The organism is Streptomyces sp. DSM 120436 (assembly GCF_055778765.1).
This window is the reverse complement of the sequence record NZ_JBSKBS010000002.1, coordinates 423954-440347: the sequence shown is the minus strand read 5'-3', so window position 1 is coordinate 440347 and position 16394 is coordinate 423954. Positions and strand designations below refer to the sequence as shown.

Here is a 16394-nt window from a genome sequence, read left to right as displayed (position 1 = left end):
GTCCCTACGTCAGCGGAACGGTCACCTCGTCCTCCACGGGAGGGGCGACCTCCTGCGCCCGCTGCCCGGTCGCCGCGACGCACCGCAGCCGGAGCGCCTCCGGGGTCACGTCGATCCGCAGGAAGGACTTGAAGAACGGCGGGCTGTAGGTGGCCGAACCGGGCGAGAACAGCGACTGGTACGCCTTGCGCACCGGGAGCCGGAACCGCTTGCCCCGGTCCGGCCGCCGTCCGGTGCCGAGCAGTCCCGCGACCAGCCGCGTCCGGCGGGTCACCCGGGCCGGGGCGCCCGGCGCGCGGGTGGGGCCGATGCCGAGGCGCTCGGCGATCACCGCCGCCGCCTCCGCCTCGGTCAGCGAGAAGAACCGGCGCAGCCGCGTCCGCCGCCCGTAGAGCGCGCTGTAGAAGGCGAGGGAGTCGCCGCGCAGCGGATAGCAGCGGAAGTCCGCCTCGGTCACCCCGGCGACGTCCACCCGGGGGATGGTGTGGGTGGCGTGCGTGAACGCCCCGCCGCCACCCGCCACCACGTACTGCAGGGTGCGGCCGTCGTCCAGACGCACCGGGTAGCGCTGGTAGTTGTGGATGTCCCCGCCTATCGCGACCACGTACCGGTGGGCCGGGTCGCGGACGATGTCGTCGACGGTGCCGCCGCCCTCGACCGGGCACGGGCGGTGCTCGCCGTCCACGTACAGGGGCGAGCCGGTCACGAGGACCTTCGGGCGCGGGCCGCGGGACACCTCGCGCAGCCACGCGGCCTGCTCGGCGTCGACCGTGCCGAGCAGGCCGGTGTCGATGCCGACGATGCGTATCGGCCCGGCGTCGATCGCCCAGTACGGGCCGGGCTGCACGGCCCGCTGGGCGGGTGAGGAGCGCAACGTCCGCGCCTCGTCCAGGCGTTCCCCGTCACCGGGGCGGGGCCGGTGCCACAGCAGGGACCGCAGCCGGGCGCGGCTGAGGGGACGTGGCGCGGGGCCGGGCGGCAGCGGCCCGGTGTCGTCGCAGAAGACCCGCATGAAGCCGGCCAGGTCCTCGTACCAGTCGTGGTTGCCGGGTATCGCGTAGATCGGCGCCTGGTAGTCCTGGTACGGCCGGAAGAACTTGGGGCCGTAGTCGTCGGCGCTGCCCACCGGGTAGACGACGTCGCTGGCGAGCACGGCGAAGGCGGTGTCCCGGCCCTCCTTCAACAGACCGGGCACGACCGCGTACTGGGGCTCGCCGCCCTCACCGGTGTCGCCGATCACCAGGAACGAGAAGCGGTCCGGGTCGTCGCGCCGGATCAGGCGGTCGGCGGGCGCCCCGGCCGCCGCCCGACGAGCCGCCCAGCGGGAGCGGACCTCCCCGGTCGGGTCGCCGAACCAGGAGGCCAGGACGCCGTTGCGGGCGGCCCACAGATGCCTCGGGTCCAGCCAGGAGATCTTCTCGGCCTGGCGCGGCATCAGCCGCAGGTACTCACCGCGGGCAAAGACGCCCCAGCCGGCGCCCGCCGCGGTGTCGCGTGAGGATTCGGACACGCGTGCACCGTAACAACGGCGCCCCGCACGGACGGTGTGCGGGTGCCACCGCCGCTCGGGGTCAATCCCGTTCCGCTGCCGCAGAGTTGGTGCGACGGGCCGGAAGGCGCGGTTCGAGGGACGCGGACCTCGGTCCCCTCCGCCCCGTCGCCTCCGGGTCCTCTCCCGTCACTCGAAGCGCGAGACGTCGCCCGCGCCCGCCCGCACGATCTCCGCCTCGCCGCCGGAGAAGTCGATCACCGTGGTCGGCTCGGTGCCGCAGTCGCCGGAGTCGAGCACCGCGTCCACCACGTGGTCGAGCCGGTCCTTGATCTCCCAGCCCTGGGTCATCGGCTCGTCCTCGCCGGGCAGCAGCAGGGTGCTGGACAGCAACGGCTCGCCCAGCTCCGCCAGCAGCGCCTGGGTGACCACATGGTCCGGGATGCGCACGCCGACGGTCTTCTTCCTGGGGTGCTGCAGCATGCGCGGCACCTCCTTCGTCGCGGGCAGGATGAACGTGTAGCGGCCCGGGGTCGACGCCTTCACCGCGCGGAAGACGTCGTTGTCGATCCGTACGAACTGGCCGAGCTGCGCGAAGTCGCGGCACACCAGGGTGAAGTGGTGCCGGTCGTCCAGCTTGCGGATGGTGCGGATCCGGTCGATGCCGGTCCGGCTGCCCAGGCGGCAGCCGAGCGCGTAGCAGGAGTCCGTGGGGTACGCGATCAGTGCGTCGTCGCGGACGGCGGCGGCGATCTGGCCGATGGTGCGCGGCTGAGGGTTGTCGGGGTGGACGTCGAAGTACTTGGCCATTCACCGAGCTTATGCCGCCCGCGCCCCGCGCCGCGGCACACCGGCCCCGCGTCGCCCGCGGGGGAGGGCCGGGCCCGTCGCGCCGGGACGGGCCGCGCCCGCCCGTGGGGTAACGTCCCCCGTCCGGGCCGAGACGGCGAGGAGACGAAGGGAAGGCCGAGGTGACAGGCCGAGAGGACGCGGTGCGAGGTGCGGCGGCGGGGACGGCCGAGCGTCCGGGCTGGGCGCGTGAACTGCTCGAGCACCTGCGGCCGGCCGGGCGTGACGTCCGCCGGGTCGTGGGCTGGCTGGCCCGCGCGGTGCGGGCGGAGGCGGCCCTCCGCGACGGCGCCGGTGACCTGCTCGCCGGGACCCCGCTGCCGCTGGACGAGTCCCTCGCCGCGGACGTCGCCTCCGGCCGGATCGCGTCCGCCGCGTGGGACGGGGACGGACGCCATCTGCGTCTGGTGCGGGTCGGACATCCCTCGGGCGCCTGCGTACTGGCGGTCTCCCGCGCGACGCCCTTCGACCGGGACGCCTCGGACATGGTCACGCACACCGCCCAGGTGATCGAACTGCTGCTCACCGCCCACGAGACGCGGGCGGCCGGCGTCCGGCTCCGGCGGGCCACCGCCGACCTGCGGCTGGCGATCCTCCAACTGCTGATGGTCGAGGACACCGTCTCCGCGCGCCGGGTCGCCGCCGGCCTCTGGCCGGGCCTGCTCGACGCCGAGACCGCCCGCGTCTACGTCCTGGAGGCCGACCCCGCCGTACGCGACCGGCTGGCCGCCGAGTGCGTCGACCGCACCCGGGAGGAGGCGCTGGTGGTGCGCTGCCCGGCCGTGGACGGCCATGTGATCGTCCTCAGCCCGCGCGAGGTCACCGCCGGCGACCTGCGGTCCCTGGTCGAGCGCCATCCCGGCACCTTCGTCGGCGGCAGCGTCCGGCAGAGCCTGGCGCGCACCGCCACCGCCTACGGACAGGCCGTCAGCGCGCTGGCGGTGGCCCGGTTCCGGCCGGACCGGACGGCCGTGTACGCCGAGCGCACCCACCCCGAGCGGCTGACGGACCCCGCGGCCCTGCGCGCCTGGGCGGCGCGGGTGCTGCGCCCGCTCGACGCGCTGCCCCACCACACCCGCGCCGAGCTGCTCGCCACCACCCGGCTCGGCCTGGAGTTCACCGCCGTCGCCACCGCCAGGATCCTCGGCGTCAGCCGCAACACCGTGCGCGCCCGCATGGACCGCGTGGAGTCCATGCTCGGCGTCGACTTCGACGACGTGACCGTGCGGGCCGTGGTGCACCTGGCGCTGCACACCCGGATCGACCTGCTGGACGGTCAGGGGCCGGCCGACTCCCGGGCGGGCGCGCGGCGCCTGGCCGAGCTGCTGTCCGGACCGGCCGTCTCCGCCTGGGCACGGGAACTGCTGGGCCGCCTCGACGGCGACCCGCGCGAGGTGCGCCGCACCCTGCGCGCCTGGATCGCCGCCGGGGCCAACGCCGAGCGGGCCGCGCAGACGCTCGGCGTGCACGCCCAGACCGTGCGCGAGCACGTACGCAGCGCCGAACCGGTCCTGGAACGGCAGCTGCTGGCCGCCGGAAGCGATCTCTACGAGGTCGTCCTGGCCCATCTGGCGGTCGGCGACCTGGAGCAGCCGCTCCTCGCGGGGGAGTGAACCGGGCGATTCGGACTCACCTGTGCACAGGTGAGTCCCGCGGACCCGCACAGCGGGCACCGGCGCGGTACACAGACAAGCCCCGACGTGCATAGTTTCGGGCCATGGCGGGGGCGCGACCGGAACGGGGGACCGGTCGGCCCCCGCCTCCTGGTGTGCCCGCCTCCGGGCCGGGTACCCGGCCGCCGCTGTGAGCCCGCCCCCCGCACGGCGGTCCGGGGCGGGCGGTGGACGAGCACCGCGAGGGGAGACCCGCATGACCAGCGAGACGGAGACCGGCGGCGTCACCGGCACGAAGGACAAGGACTACAACCTCGTCTGGTACGTCGAGGCGTGCCTCAGCAACGCGCTGCGGCTGGAGGGCTACATCCAGGACGCGGAGCGGGAGGGGGACACCGAGGTCGCCGACCTGTTCCGCAAGGCCCAGGCGGACAGCCGCAAGGGCGCCGAACTCGGTAAGGAACTGCTGCGCGCCCGCCTGAACGGCGGCTGAGCACCGCGCGCCGCGAGGCCCGGTCCGCCGCACAGGGACGCGGTGGACCGGGCCTCGCACGCGTCCGTTCCGCGGAAGTCCCCCGGCGCGGCCGGACAGCCGGTCGCACCGCGCGAGCCGTCCGGCGCGGCCGGGCGGTCAGCCGCACCACCCGAGTCGTCACGCTCCGCGTCCCTCCGGTCGCCGATCGTCCCGATCGGGGGCAGCATGGCCCTCGTACGCACGCCGCCGGCGGGACGTGAGCGCGGCCGGGCGCCCGCTCGCCCGGTCTTTTCCGCGAACGGGCCGCGTACGCGTGCATGACGTCGCGGCACCGGGTACCCGGGCCGCCCGCCGAAAACCGGCCGACGGCCCGGGGCCCGCCACGCCCCGGCGCGCCACCGGCCAAGAGCAGCAGCGCAAGGAGCCGAACGATCATGACGGACGTTTCGAGCCAGGGCCCCGCTCCCGGCGACGACCGCAAGGTACTCACCAACCGGCAGGGCCACCCGGTCTACGACAACCAGAACCAGCGCACCGTCGGCTCCCGGGGCCCGGCCACGCTGGAGAACTACCAGTTCCTCGAGAAGATCAGCCACTTCGACCGGGAGCGCATCCCCGAGCGCGTCGTGCACGCCCGCGGCGTCACCGCGTACGGCTACTTCGAGGCGTACGGCAAGTGGGGCGACGAGCCGATCTCCCGCTACACCCGCGCCAAGCTCTTCCAGGAGGAGGGCAAGCGCACCGACCTCGCCGTCCGCTTCTCCACCGTCATCGGCGGCCGTGACTCCTCCGAGGCGGCCCGCGACCCGCGCGGCTTCGCCGTGAAGTTCTACACCGAGGACGGCAACTGGGACCTCGTCGGCAACAACCTGGGGGTCTTCTTCATCCGGGACGCCATCAAGTTCCCCGACGTCATCCACGCCCTCAAGCCCGACCCGGTGACCTTCGAGCAGCAGCCGCGCCGCATCTTCGACTTCATGTCGCAGACGCCCGAGTGCATGCACATGCTGGTCAACCTGTTCAGCCCGCGCGGCATCCCGGCGGACTACCGCCACATGCAGGGCTTCGGCGTGAACACCTACAAGTGGGTCAACGCCGAGGGCGAGACCAAGCTGGTCAAGTACCACTGGATGCCCAAGCAGGGCGTGCGCTCCATGACCGAGGAGGACGCGGCGAACGTCCAGGCGCAGGGCCTCGGCCACGCCACCAAGGACCTCTACGAGGCCGTCGAGCGCGGCGATCACCCCGAGTGGGAGCTGCTCGTCCAGATGATGGACGACCACGAGCACCCGGAGCTGGACTTCGACCCGCTGGACGACACCAAGACCTGGCCCGAGCAGGAGTTCCCGCCGAAGCCCGTGGGCCGGATGGTGCTCAACCGGATGCCGGACAACTTCTTCGCCGAGAACGAGCAGATCTCCTTCGGCACCGGCGTCCTCGTCGACGGCCTGGACTTCTCCGACGACAAGATGCTCGTCGGCCGGACCTTCTCCTACAGCGACACCCAGCGCTACCGGGTCGGCCCGAACTACCTCCAGCTCCCGGTCAACCAGGCGAAGAACGCCGAGGTGCGCACCAACCAGCGCGACGGCCTCATGGCCTACTACCAGGACGGCGGCGGGGAGAACCCGCACGTGAACTACGAGCCGTCGATCACCGGCGGGCTGCGCGAGGCCCAGTACCCGACGCACGACGTGCAGGGTCCCGAGATCCGCGGCCGGCTCACCCGCGCGAGGATCGAGCGCACCAACGACTACATGCAGGCCGGCCAGCGCTACCTGCTGATGGAGGACTGGGAGCGCGACGACCTGGTGAAGAACTTCGTCGACCTGCTCTCCCAGTGCGACCGCCCGGTGCAGGAGCGCATGGTGTGGCACTTCCTGCTGGTGGAGAACGACCTGGGCCGCCGGGTCGGCGAGGGCCTCGGCATCATGCCGGAGGACGTCGCCCACCTGGAGCCGCTGGCCAGCCAGACCCTCACCGAGGAGGACCGCAAACGGCTCGCCAGCCTGGGCGACAACCCGCCGCGCGACGTGGAGGGGCTCACCATGACCCACTGCGTCCCCAACGAGCGGCACGTGGTCACCCGCTGAGGGGTCACAGGGACAGCGCGGACCGGGCCGCGCCGAGCGCCTGCTCGGCGTAGCCCCGGCCGAACAGCACGGCGTGCACCAGCAGCGGGAACAGCTGGTGCACGCCGACGCGTGCCCGCCAGCCCTCGGCGAGCGGCGCCACTTCCTGGCAGCCCTCCAGGACGACGTCCAGCAGGGGGCATCCGAACAGCGCCAGCATCGCCAGGTCGGTCTCCCGGTGCCCGCCGTGCGCGGCCGGATCGATCAGATGGACCCTGCCGTCCGCACCCCACAGCACGTTGCCGTTCCACAGGTCGCCGTGCAGCCGCGCGGGCGGCTCGGCGGGTCCCGCGAGGTCCGGCAGCCGCGCGCACACCCGCTCGACCACCGCCGCCTCCCCGGCGTCCATCGTGCCCGCGTCCACCGCCCGGCGCAGATACGGCAGCACCCGGTGCTCCGCGTACCAGCCGGGCCAGTCGTCGCCGGTGACGTTGCGCAGGGGGGCGAGCCCGATGAACGCCTCCACCGGCCCGCCCGGCGGCGGCGACCCGAACGCGGGGGCGCCGGCCGCGTGCAGACCCGCCAGCTCACGCCCGAACCGCAGCGCCGCCTCCCGGCCGGGCCGTCCCTCCGCCACCCGGTCGAGCACCAGCCACGCCCCCTCCCGGCCGTGCAGCCGCGGCACCGGGGGCGCGCCCGCCCCGGCCAGCCAGCGCAGCCCGGCCGCCTCGGCGCGCGCCGCCTCCGCGTCCTCCGCGCGCTTCACGACCACCGTCCGGCCGTCGTCCAGGACGGCCTCGGCGAGCGAGCCGGACAGCGGCCGCACCCCGGCCACCGCCCGCCCGGTCAGCCGCGCCGCCACGGCGCCGGGCCCCTCCTCGCCGGACACGGGGGACGACACGGTCATCGGCGGCCTCCTCGGCTCACGGTCTTCTCGGCCCACGGTCTCCTCGGCTTCACGATTCGCCCGGCGCACGGGCCCGGAGCGGGCGGCGGGCGCTCACGCGGGACGGTGAAAAACCCGCTCCGCCCGGTGCGGGCGCGTCACGCGGGGGGACCACTGTGAACATGACCAGTTCATCGTTCCAGCACACCCTCACCCTGCCCGCCACCCTCTGCGAACAAGCCGTCCCGTACCTGGAGCAGGCCGCCCGGCGGACGGTCGACGGAGCGGGGGTCCCGCTGAAGGCGTTCCGCGCGGCCGCCGAGGGCGACTGCACCCTCCCGGTCTCCGTGGTCGAACAGGCGGCGGGCTGCCTGCTGGTCCTGGCCACCGAGACCGCGCAGAGTGTCCGGCCCTCGGTGCTGCGCGCCGTCATCGGCGTCGCCCTCAGCCTGCGCGACGCCGTCGAGGCGGTCCGCCGGCCCGCCCTCACCACCCGGTTCTGGTGACGGTCCGTCGCATGCTCCCCGCCCGGCGGGGAACCCGGCGCACCGCACCCTCCACACTCCAGGAGTAGGAATGAGCCTGTTGCGCGTCCTCGGCCGGCCGATGCTGGCTTCGATGTTCATCGCGGGCGGACTGGACTCCGTACGCCACCCTCAGAGGGTCGCCCCCGTGGCCGAGCCCGTGGTCAAGCCCGTCACCGGCCGCGTCCCCCTGCTGCCGGACCGCACCGAGGACTCCGTACGCCTCAACGGCGCCGTCCAGGTGGTCGGGGGCCTGCTGCTGGCCACCGGACGGCTGTCCCGTCCGGCCGCCCTCGCGATCGCCCTCACCCTGGTGCCCACCACGCTCGCCGCGCACCGCTTCTGGGAGGAGGAGGACCCCGACACGAAGTCCCAGCAGCGGATCCACTTCCTGAAGAACCTCTCCATGCTGGGCGGGCTGCTGATCGCGGCGGACGACACCGGGTCCGCGCCCTCGCTGCTGTGGCGCGGCCGGCACGCCGCCCACGACCTGCGCCGCGAGGCCCGCGTCGCCCGGCGGGCCTTCAAGGCCGGCGTCGGCCCCGGCGCGGCGGCGGGACGCGCCCGCGCCAAGCTGCCCGGCTGACCGGGAGCGGACCCGCTTCCCGCACCCCGACTCCTGAAACCATCCTGTGAGCAACCGCACTCGCGCGGCCAAGTGCCGCGCGAGTGCGCGTGTTTGATCCCTCCACGCCCGCACGGCGCCCGCTGCCCGGACATGACTCGGGGGTCCCTTCTGCCACGATGGTGCGCGCCCGATCCCGGCGACGGGAAACGCCGCGCAGCGCAGCCGGCGTCCTTCTTCCCGCGCCCACTCATCCGAGCCCCGACGGGCTCCTCCCCGAGTAGCGCACCGTGTCTTCCTCACCCACCCCCGCCCCGGCCGGGTCCAGGTCGCCCTGGCGTTCCCTGCGTCACCGCAGCATGCGCTGGTGGTCCGTCGCGAACTTCGTGTCCAACGCCGGCACGTGGATGCAGCTGACCGTGCAGAACCTGCTGGTCCTCCAGATCACCGGTTCCGCCGCGGCCACCGGCCTGTCCATGTCCGTCCAGGCGGCCCCCGCCCTGCTGATGAGCGTCCTCGGCGGCGCGGCCGTCGACCGCTGGCCGCGCAAGCTGACCGCCGCCGTCAGCCAGGCCGCGCTCGCCGTCATCGCCTTCACCACGGCCACCCTGGTGGCGCTGGACCGGCTCGACATGACCACCCTGATGGTGCTGGCCGCCGTCACCGGCATGGTCGCCACCGTCGACAACCCGGCCTGCGCCCTGCTCGGCAACGACCTCGTCCCCGCCGAGGACGTGCCCTCCGCCATCGGCGTGGGCGCGCTGGTCTTCAACGCGGGCCGGCTCGCGGGCGCGGCCCTGGCCGGCGTGACGGTCGGCTTCCTCGGCACCGCCGCGGCCTACTTCGCCAACGGTTTCTCCTTCCTGTTCGTGACGGCGGTCATCCCGTTCCTGCGCCCGGCTGCGGGCGCGGTACGGCAGGTCACCGGACGCGCCGCCCGGCGCGCGAAGTCCGGCATGAGCGTCCGGGAGGGGCTGGCCTTCTTCGCGCGCCGCCCGCGGCTGCTCGCGCTCGCCGGGGTCACCGGCGTCAGCGCGGTCTTCGGCCGCAACTACGGCCTCACCCTCGCCGTCCTCGTCACCGGCCCGCTCGCGGGCGGGGCGGGCGCCTTCGGCACGGTGTCCACCGTCCTCGCGGCCGGCGGCATCGTCGGCGCGGTGCTGGGGGCACGGCTGTGCCGCCCCTCCGTACGGCTGGTCGGCGCGCTCGCGGCGACCGGGGCGCTGCTGCAGGTGGTGGCGGGGCTGTCGCCCTCACTGACGGTACTTCTGGTGCTGGTGCTCCCCATGGCCGTCGTGGAGTCCGTCTCCGACACGGCGGGCACGGCCGTCCTGCAGACCGACCCGCCCGCCCACCTGCGCGGACGCGTGCTGGGCGTGTGGGGCAGCATCGGCACGGTGTGGAGCCTGGGCGGCCCGCCGGCCCTCGGCCTCCTCATGGAACTGGCCGGCCCGCGCGGCGCCCTGGTCACCGGTGGCCTGATCATCGCCGCGTCGATCACCTGCGGCCAGGTCCTGCACCGCCGCCGCACGGTCGCGGCCCCGGTCGCCCTCCCCTCGAGGGACACGGTGCCCCAGCCGGCCCTGCGAACGGCGGCGTGATCCCGGACCCCTCCCCGGACGCCCCACAGGGGCGCGGTTCCCCGCGCCCCTGCCGGGCGTCACCCCTCCGTCGGCTTCAGAGCCACCGCCACCGCATCGGCGGCCCGCCGCGCGAGCAGCGTGGTCGAGCGGCCGTCCAGGTACGGCAGGACCACCGCCTGGCCGCCCCAGGTGCGCAGGACCTCCGCCTCCGGGAGGTCCTGGACGGAGTAATCGCCGCCCTTCACCCACACGTCGGGGCGCAGACGCCCCAGGACCTCCTCGGGGGTGTCCTCCTCGAAGACCACCACCGCGTCCACGCTGCCCAGTGCGGCCAGCACCTTCGCGCGGTCCGCGGCCGGGGTGAGGGGGCGGCCGGGGCCCTTGCGGCGGGTGACGGAGGCGTCGGAGTTCAGGCAGACGATCAGGCAGTCGCCGATCCGCCGGGCGCTCTCCAGCAGCCCCACGTGACCGGCGTGCACCAGGTCGAAGCAGCCGCCCGTGGCCACCACGGTCCCGCCGCGCGCCCGTACCGCCCGCGCCAGCTCGAACGCGTCGGCGGCCGGGTCCTCGGCGGGCGCCGGGACGACCGGCGTGTGCCACAGGTCCGGGTTGCCCGCGCCGCCCGCCGCCACGAACGCGGCGGCCTCGGCGACCGCCCGCTGCAGCGCCTCCTCCGGGAGCAGCCCGTCCGCCAGCGCGGCGACCGTCGTCGCGGCGAAGCAGTCGCCCGCGCCGCACGGGTCGCCGTCCGCGTGGAACGGCGCCGGGATCAGCATGGGCGTGCCGCCGCCCGGCCGGGTCAGCAGCACCCCGCGCTCGCCGAGCGTCACGGCGACGCCCGCCGCCCGCCAGCGTTCCGCGAGTTCCGTGCCGCGCTCGGCGAAGGCGCCCAGCGACGCGCCCGCCACGCCGGGCGTGCCCGCGCACAGCGCGACCGCCTCGCCCGCGTTGGGCGTGACCAGCCGCGCCCCCGGCACCGGGTCCTCGCCGCGCGGGTGCGGGTCCCACACCAGCGGGGTGCACCGGGCGGCTTCCTCCAGGTGGGGGCGGACCGCGCCGGCGGTGTGCCGGCCGTAGTCGGCGACGAGGACGGCGTGCGCGTCCGCGAGCGCCTCCCGCACCGCCTCGTCCGGTTCGCCGGGCGTCCCGCCGCCCCGGTCGATGCGCACCAGCGGCCGCCCGTCCGCCAGGACGCGCGTCTTCACCGGCAGCGTGCCGTGCAGCGGCAGCTCCAGCAGCCGCACCCGCCCGCTGAGCTGCTGCCGTACGGCCTCGCTCGCCGGGTCGTCGCCGAGCGCGGTCACCAGGACCACGTCCCGCCCGCCGCGCGCGGCGAGCGCGGCGGCCAGCCCGGCGCCGCCCGGGTGCCTGCGGTCCCCGGTGACGTCGACGACCGGGACGGGCGCGTCCGGGGCCAGCCGGGTCGCGACCCCCTCGATGTCCTCGTCGAGCAGGACGTCGCCCACCACCACCAGCGGCTTGGGACCGGTCATGTCAACCTCCCGGGAACGGTCGCCACGGTCCGCGCCGGGGGCGCGGCCACGGCGGCGTCGAAACACTCGCAGAGCAGGTGCACGGCGACCAGGTGGGCCTCCTGCACGGTCGCGGTGGCGGCCGCCGCCACGCACAGCGTCTCGTCGGCCGCCTCCATCAGCGGGTTGGGGCCGGGCCCGGTCAGCGCCCACACCTCGAGACCGGCCCGCCGGGCCGCCGCCGCGGCGGCGATCAGATTGGCGCTGCGCCCCGAGGTGGACAGCAGCATCAGCACGTCGCCGGGGCGTCCGTGTGCGGCGACCTGGCGGGCGTAGACGTGGTCGAAGCCGTAGTCGTTGCCGATGGCGGTGACGCTGGAGGTCTCCGCGTGCAGGGCGAGCGCCGAGTAGGCGGGCCGCTCGCCGCGGTAGCGGCCGACCAGCTCGGCGGTGAGGTGCTGGGCCTGGGCGGCGCTGCCGCCGTTCCCGGCGGCCAGCAGCCGGCCGCCGCCGGTGAGGACGGCGGCGAGCCGGCCGCCCCAGTCGGCGATCCGGGGCAGGCCGTGCCGGCGGAGCCCGTCGAGGGCGTCCTGGAGGGACCGGCAGTGCAGCCGGGCGGCGTCGAGCGCGGGGTGTTCGGTCATGGCGTGTCGGGCGCGCCGCCCTCCGGGGACGGCGACAACGCCCGCACCTCCTTCCAACGTCGGACGTCGGCGGGCCGGTCCGGCCGGCGGCTCAGCCGGCCCCGGTCACGGCCGGCTCGGTGTCGAGGACCTCGCAGTACGCCGTCTCCGTGGCCGCGGCGACCCGCGCCCACCCGTAACGGCTGAGCACCCGGCGGCGGCCGGCCACCCCGCAGGCCTCGCGGCCGGCCGGGTCGGCGAGCAGGCCCGCCACGGCCCCGGCCAGCGCCTCGTGGTCGCCCGGCGGCACCAGCCGTCCGGTGGCCGGGTCGGCGACCGTGTCGAGCTGGCCGCCGACCGCGCTGGCCACCACGGGCCGGCCACAGGCCATGGCCTCCAGCGGGACGATCCCGAAGGGCTCGTAGTCGGCGGGGCAGAGCACCACGTCGGCGGAGCGCAGCAGCGCGGGCACCCGCCCGGCGTCCACCCCGCCCAGGAACCGCACCCGGTCGGCGACCCCGGCGTCGCGTGCGATCGCGCGCAGCCGGCGCACCTCCGGGTCGTCGTCCAGCCGCTCCGCCGGGGGCCCGCCGGCCACCAGCAGCTCGGTCCCGGGCAGCAGGGCCAGCGCCGCCACCGACACGGCCGCGCCCTTGCGCGGCACCAGCCGCCCCAGCTGCACCAGCCGGTGGCGGTACGGGCCGCGCGCCCAGCGGGCGCCCACCGGGGTGAACCGCTCGGTGTCGACACCGCACGGCACGACGCCGATCCGGTCCGCGGGCACGCCCATCCGGACCAGCTCGGCGACCTCGTCACGGCAGGTGGCGACGATCCGGTCGCAGCCGGTTCCCACCGCGATCTCGCAGCCGATCCGCTCCGGCGGGCTGGTGTCGGCGTCCCCCTGGTGACGCCGCTTCACCGTGCCCAGCGCGTGGAAGGTGTGCAGCAGCGGCAGGCCCAGCTCCCGGGTCGCGCCCAGCGAGGCCAGCCCCGACATCCAGTAGTGGGAGTGCACCACGTCCGGGGTGCGGGCCCGCCACTCCCGGACCAGCCGGCGCGCGAACTCGTCCATGTACGGCAGCAGCCGGTCCTTGGGCACGGGCTCGGCGGGCCCGGCGCCGACGTGGTGCACCTCCACGCGCTCGCCCAGCCGCACCCGGTCCGGCAGGTCGGGCGCGTCCCGGCGGGTGTGCACCGTGACCCGGTGCCCGCGGTCGGCGAGCGCTGCGGCCAGGGCGGCGACGTGGACGTTCTGGCCGCCGGCGTCCACCCCGCCGAGCGCGGCGAGAGGGCTCGCGTGTTCCGAGACGAGCGCGATCGACAGCACGCCCGGGGGGACAGGGGCGACGTCCGCGGTCATGGGCTCACCTCCGTGATCGGTCGCGGCCGGGGTGCGGACACCGCCGTCCGCGGATCGGGTTCCGGCCGCGGCTGCGGCCGGGAGCGTGCCGCGCCGCCCGCCGGGACCGGCGCGGGCCGGGGGCGGGGACGGCCGGCGGGTCATGTCGGCAGCCGTTCGCCGGCCGGCGCCGCGGGCGCGGGGGACCGGGGGGAGGCCCGGCGGTGGGCGGGCGCGGCGCGGTGCAGGACCTGCCCGCGCAGCCAGTGCCAGGCCGCCGCCGGCGGGACGAGCGCGCTGGTGAGGACCATAGTGACGACCTCGTCCCGGGTGCGCGGACCCGGGCGTATCCGGGCCGTGGCGAACTCGGCGGTCCCGGCGAGCCACCCGGCGGCGCACGCCGACGCGGCGCGCGGGCGTCCGGTCAGCGCGCAGACCGCCGCCGCGAGCCCGGCCGAGGTCACCGCCAGGTGCGCCGGCAGCCGGCCCCGGGGCGCGCCGGCCCGGCGCCACCAGTCGCGTCCGTGCAGCCGGGTCATCAGCACGTCGTCCGCGTTGCCCGCCTGGAGCCGCACCGAGACCCACCGGCCCGCCGGCCGCACCGGATGCGTGGTCGTACGACGTCCCTCCGCCAGCGTCCAGCCGGCGTCGAGCATCCGCAGCGCCAGGTCCGCGTCCTCCCGGAAGGCGCGGCGGAACCGTTCGTCGAAGCCGCCGACGGCCTCCAGCGCCTTGCGCCGGTACGCCATGTCGGCGGTGATCCAGCAGGCCCCGGCCAGCCCCGCGACATTGCGCTCCCAGTCGGTGGGCGCCCGGTCCGCGGGCAGCGGCACCTCGACGCGCGCGGCGATCCCGGCGGTCGCGACGCTCGCCCCGGCCAGGTCCAGCGCGAGGTCGTCGGCCCAGGCGGGGCCGGGCACCACGTCGTCGTCGAGGAAGACGATCCACGGCGCGTCCCCGGCCGCCCGCCACCCGGCGTTGCGGGCGGCGGCCGGGCCGCGCGCGCCGCCGGGCACCACGACGGTGCGGGAGCGCAGGGCCGGCGGCACGGACGCGGTGAGCGGTACGGCCGGGTCCCGGCGGTCGTCCACCAGCACGACCCGCGCCGGGCGGGGCCCCTCCGCCCCGGCCAGCGCCCCCAGGCACGCCGCCAGCGACGGGCGGCCCAGGGTCGGCACCACCACCGCGTACTCCCCGGCGGGAGCGGCCGGCCCGGTCATCGCGCCACCTCGTCCGTGTCACTGGTGCGGAAGAGCGCGCCGCGCCGCACCGCGTACGGGCCGATGGCCAGCAGGTCCACCGGGGAGGATCCGAAGCACTCCAGGGCGTCGCGCGGGTCGTCCACCATGGGCCGGCCCGCCGTGTTGAGGCTGGTGTTGACGACGACGGGCAGCCCGGTCAGCCGCTCGAACTCGCGCAGCATCCGCGCCAGCAGCGGCTCGCGCGCCGGGTCGACCGTCTGGATGCGGGCGGTGCCGTCGACGTGCACCACGGCGGGCACGCGGTCCCGCCAGGCGGGCGCCACGTCGTGCACGAACAGCATGTACGGGCTGGGCAGCGGCCCGTCGAAGATCTCGGCCGCCCGGTCGGCCAGCACCATCGGCGCGACCGGCCGGAACTGCTCGCGGCCCTTCACGTCGTTGAGCCGCTCCAGGTTTCCCGCGTGCCCGGGATGGGCGAGCAGCGAACGGTGGCCCAGCGCCCGCGGGCCGTACTCGCTGCGCCCCTGGAACCAGGCCACGATGCCGTTGTCGGCCAGCGTCCGGGCCACGGTGACGGCGATGTCCTCGGGCTTCTCGCAGGGCACGGCGGCCGTCTTCAGCCACGCGCCCAGCTCCGCGTCGGACCAGTCCCGGCCCAGGTCGGCGCCGGTCATCGGCTCGGGCGCGTCCCCGGCGCCGGCGGACAGCAGCAGCGCGCCGCCGAGCGCGGTCCCCGCGTCACCGGCCGCGGGCTGCACCCACACCCGGGAGAACGGACCCTCGCGGGCGATGCGGGAGTTGGCGACGCAGTTCAGCGCCACGCCCCCGGCGAGGGTGAGCACCGGGTCGCGGGTCCGGCCGTGCAGCCAGCGCACCAGGTCCAGCAGCGTCTCCTCCAGCACGGCCTGCGCGCTCGCGGCGACATCGGCGTGGCCTTGCGTCCACGGCTCGTCCGGGCCGCGCGGTGGGCACAGCTCCGCCCAGGGCACCCCGGTGGCGCGGAAGCCGCCGTCGCCGGTCGGATACACGTACCGGCGCAGCTCGGGCAGCATGCGCGGGGTGCCGTGGGAGGCGAGGGCCATCACCTTGAACTCGTCGGACGAGCGCAGGAAGCCGAGGTGCTCGGTGAGCTCCTCGTAGACCAGGCCGAGCGAGTGCGGGAGGTCCTGGGCGCGCAGCGGTTCGAGCCGGTCGCCGACGCGGCGCGCGGCCAGGTGGGAGGCGCGTTCGCCGCGGCCGTCCAGCACCAGGACGGAGCTGCCGCCGGCGTCGGGGGCGGCGTACGCGCCGGACGCGGCGTGCGCCATGTGGTGCGGGACGAAACGCACGGTCTCCGGGTCGAGGCCGGGCAGCGCGGCCCGCAGGAAGTTCGGGGCCTCCCGCGCGTAGGTGAGGCGCAGATGGTCCCAGGGGTCGTCGAGGCCCATCGCGTCGGCGGGGCGGGCGAGCGCGGGGTCGAAGGAGTACGCGACCGCGTCGAGGTCCTGGGGACGCAGCCCGGCCCGCTTCAGGCACCAGGCGGCGGCCTTCTCGGGCAGCTCCCAGGCGGAGAAGGGCAGCGGCCGCTTGCCGTGCTTGCGCCGGGAGAACCGCTCCTCCTCCGCGGCGGCGACGGTACGGCCGTCGATCACCAGGGCGGCCGCGGGGTCGTGGAACAGGGCGTTGATGCCGAGGATGCGCATGGTGGACGGACCTTTCGCGT

General features: G+C 75.9%; 14 protein-coding genes. 6 read left to right on the top strand and 8 right to left on the bottom strand.

The annotated features are described in order from the left end of the window. Positions 1–4: 4 nt before the first annotated feature. Positions 5–1510 (bottom strand): metallophosphoesterase family protein, encoded by a 1506-nt coding sequence (locus ACWH4W_RS23845; protein ID WP_473077899.1) that lies wholly within the window; start codon positions 1508–1510, stop codon positions 5–7. Positions 1511–1678: 168 nt separating this feature from the next. Further along, positions 1679–2299 carry an L-threonylcarbamoyladenylate synthase gene (locus ACWH4W_RS23840; RefSeq protein WP_473077898.1) on the bottom strand — a complete coding sequence of 207 codons (621 nt, stop codon included), beginning with the start codon at positions 2297–2299 and terminating at the stop codon, positions 1679–1681. Between the two features lie 161 nt (positions 2300–2460). Between ACWH4W_RS23840 and ACWH4W_RS23835 the strand changes: the two genes are divergently transcribed. The 3 genes from ACWH4W_RS23835 to ACWH4W_RS23825 all read left to right on the top strand — a co-directional run bounded on the left by ACWH4W_RS23835 (position 2461) and on the right by ACWH4W_RS23825 (position 6519). Further along, positions 2461–3951: a PucR family transcriptional regulator gene (locus ACWH4W_RS23835; protein ID WP_473077897.1), complete on the top strand. Its 1491-nt coding sequence runs from the start codon at positions 2461–2463 to the stop codon at positions 3949–3951. A 256-nt stretch (positions 3952–4207) separates the two neighbouring features. Further along, positions 4208–4444, top strand: coding sequence for a hypothetical protein (locus tag ACWH4W_RS23830; protein ID WP_473077896.1), 237 nt, complete (start codon positions 4208–4210; stop codon positions 4442–4444). A 416-nt stretch (positions 4445–4860) separates the two neighbouring features. Beyond that, entirely contained in the window at positions 4861–6519 is a 1659-nt protein-coding gene (locus ACWH4W_RS23825) for a catalase (RefSeq protein ID WP_473077895.1), read from the top strand. Positions 6520–6523: 4 nt separating this feature from the next. Here ACWH4W_RS23825 and ACWH4W_RS23820 read toward each other — a convergent pair whose 3' ends face one another. After that, the gene (locus tag ACWH4W_RS23820; protein WP_473077894.1) at positions 6524–7405 is read right to left on the bottom strand and encodes a fructosamine kinase family protein; all 882 of its coding nucleotides are present in this window, start codon (positions 7403–7405) and stop codon (positions 6524–6526) included. A gap of 161 nt (positions 7406–7566) precedes the next feature. On the opposite strand from ACWH4W_RS23820, the gene ACWH4W_RS23815 reads away from it, so the two are divergent. From ACWH4W_RS23815 to ACWH4W_RS23805, 3 genes are all read left to right on the top strand, one after another. Next, a complete protein-coding gene (locus tag ACWH4W_RS23815) occupies positions 7567–7890 on the top strand; it encodes a hypothetical protein (protein WP_473077893.1) in 324 nt (107 codons plus the stop codon). Positions 7891–7960: 70 nt separating this feature from the next. Further along, positions 7961–8494, top strand: a complete 534-nt coding sequence (locus tag ACWH4W_RS23810) for a DoxX family protein (protein ID WP_473077892.1) — start codon at positions 7961–7963, stop codon at positions 8492–8494. 338 nt (positions 8495–8832) lie between these two features. Continuing rightward, the gene (locus tag ACWH4W_RS23805) at positions 8833–10074 is read left to right on the top strand and encodes an MFS transporter (RefSeq protein ID WP_473079248.1); all 1242 of its coding nucleotides are present in this window, start codon (positions 8833–8835) and stop codon (positions 10072–10074) included. 59 nt (positions 10075–10133) lie between these two features. Here the strand turns inward: ACWH4W_RS23805 and rfaE2 are convergent, their stop codons facing one another. The 5 genes from rfaE2 to ACWH4W_RS23780 form a co-directional block, all read right to left on the bottom strand. Continuing rightward, complete coding sequence (gene rfaE2 / locus ACWH4W_RS23800) at positions 10134–11549, bottom strand: D-glycero-beta-D-manno-heptose 1-phosphate adenylyltransferase (RefSeq protein WP_473077891.1); 1416 nt, start codon at positions 11547–11549, stop codon at positions 10134–10136. Further along, entirely contained in the window at positions 11546–12172 is a 627-nt protein-coding gene (locus ACWH4W_RS23795) for a D-sedoheptulose-7-phosphate isomerase (protein ID WP_473077890.1), read from the bottom strand. Before ACWH4W_RS23795 ends, rfaE2 begins: the two co-directional genes overlap by 4 nt. A 91-nt stretch (positions 12173–12263) precedes the next feature. Beyond that, the gene (locus ACWH4W_RS23790; protein ID WP_473077889.1) at positions 12264–13511 is read right to left on the bottom strand and encodes a glycosyltransferase; all 1248 of its coding nucleotides are present in this window, start codon (positions 13509–13511) and stop codon (positions 12264–12266) included. A 140-nt stretch (positions 13512–13651) separates the two neighbouring features. Further along, positions 13652–14710, bottom strand: coding sequence for a glycosyltransferase family 2 protein (locus ACWH4W_RS23785; protein WP_473077888.1), 1059 nt, complete (start codon positions 14708–14710; stop codon positions 13652–13654). Further along, positions 14707–16374 carry a carbamoyltransferase family protein gene (locus ACWH4W_RS23780; protein ID WP_473077887.1) on the bottom strand — a complete coding sequence of 556 codons (1668 nt, stop codon included), beginning with the start codon at positions 16372–16374 and terminating at the stop codon, positions 14707–14709. The genes ACWH4W_RS23785 and ACWH4W_RS23780 overlap by 4 nt, the downstream gene beginning before the upstream one ends. Positions 16375–16394 lie beyond the last annotated feature (20 nt).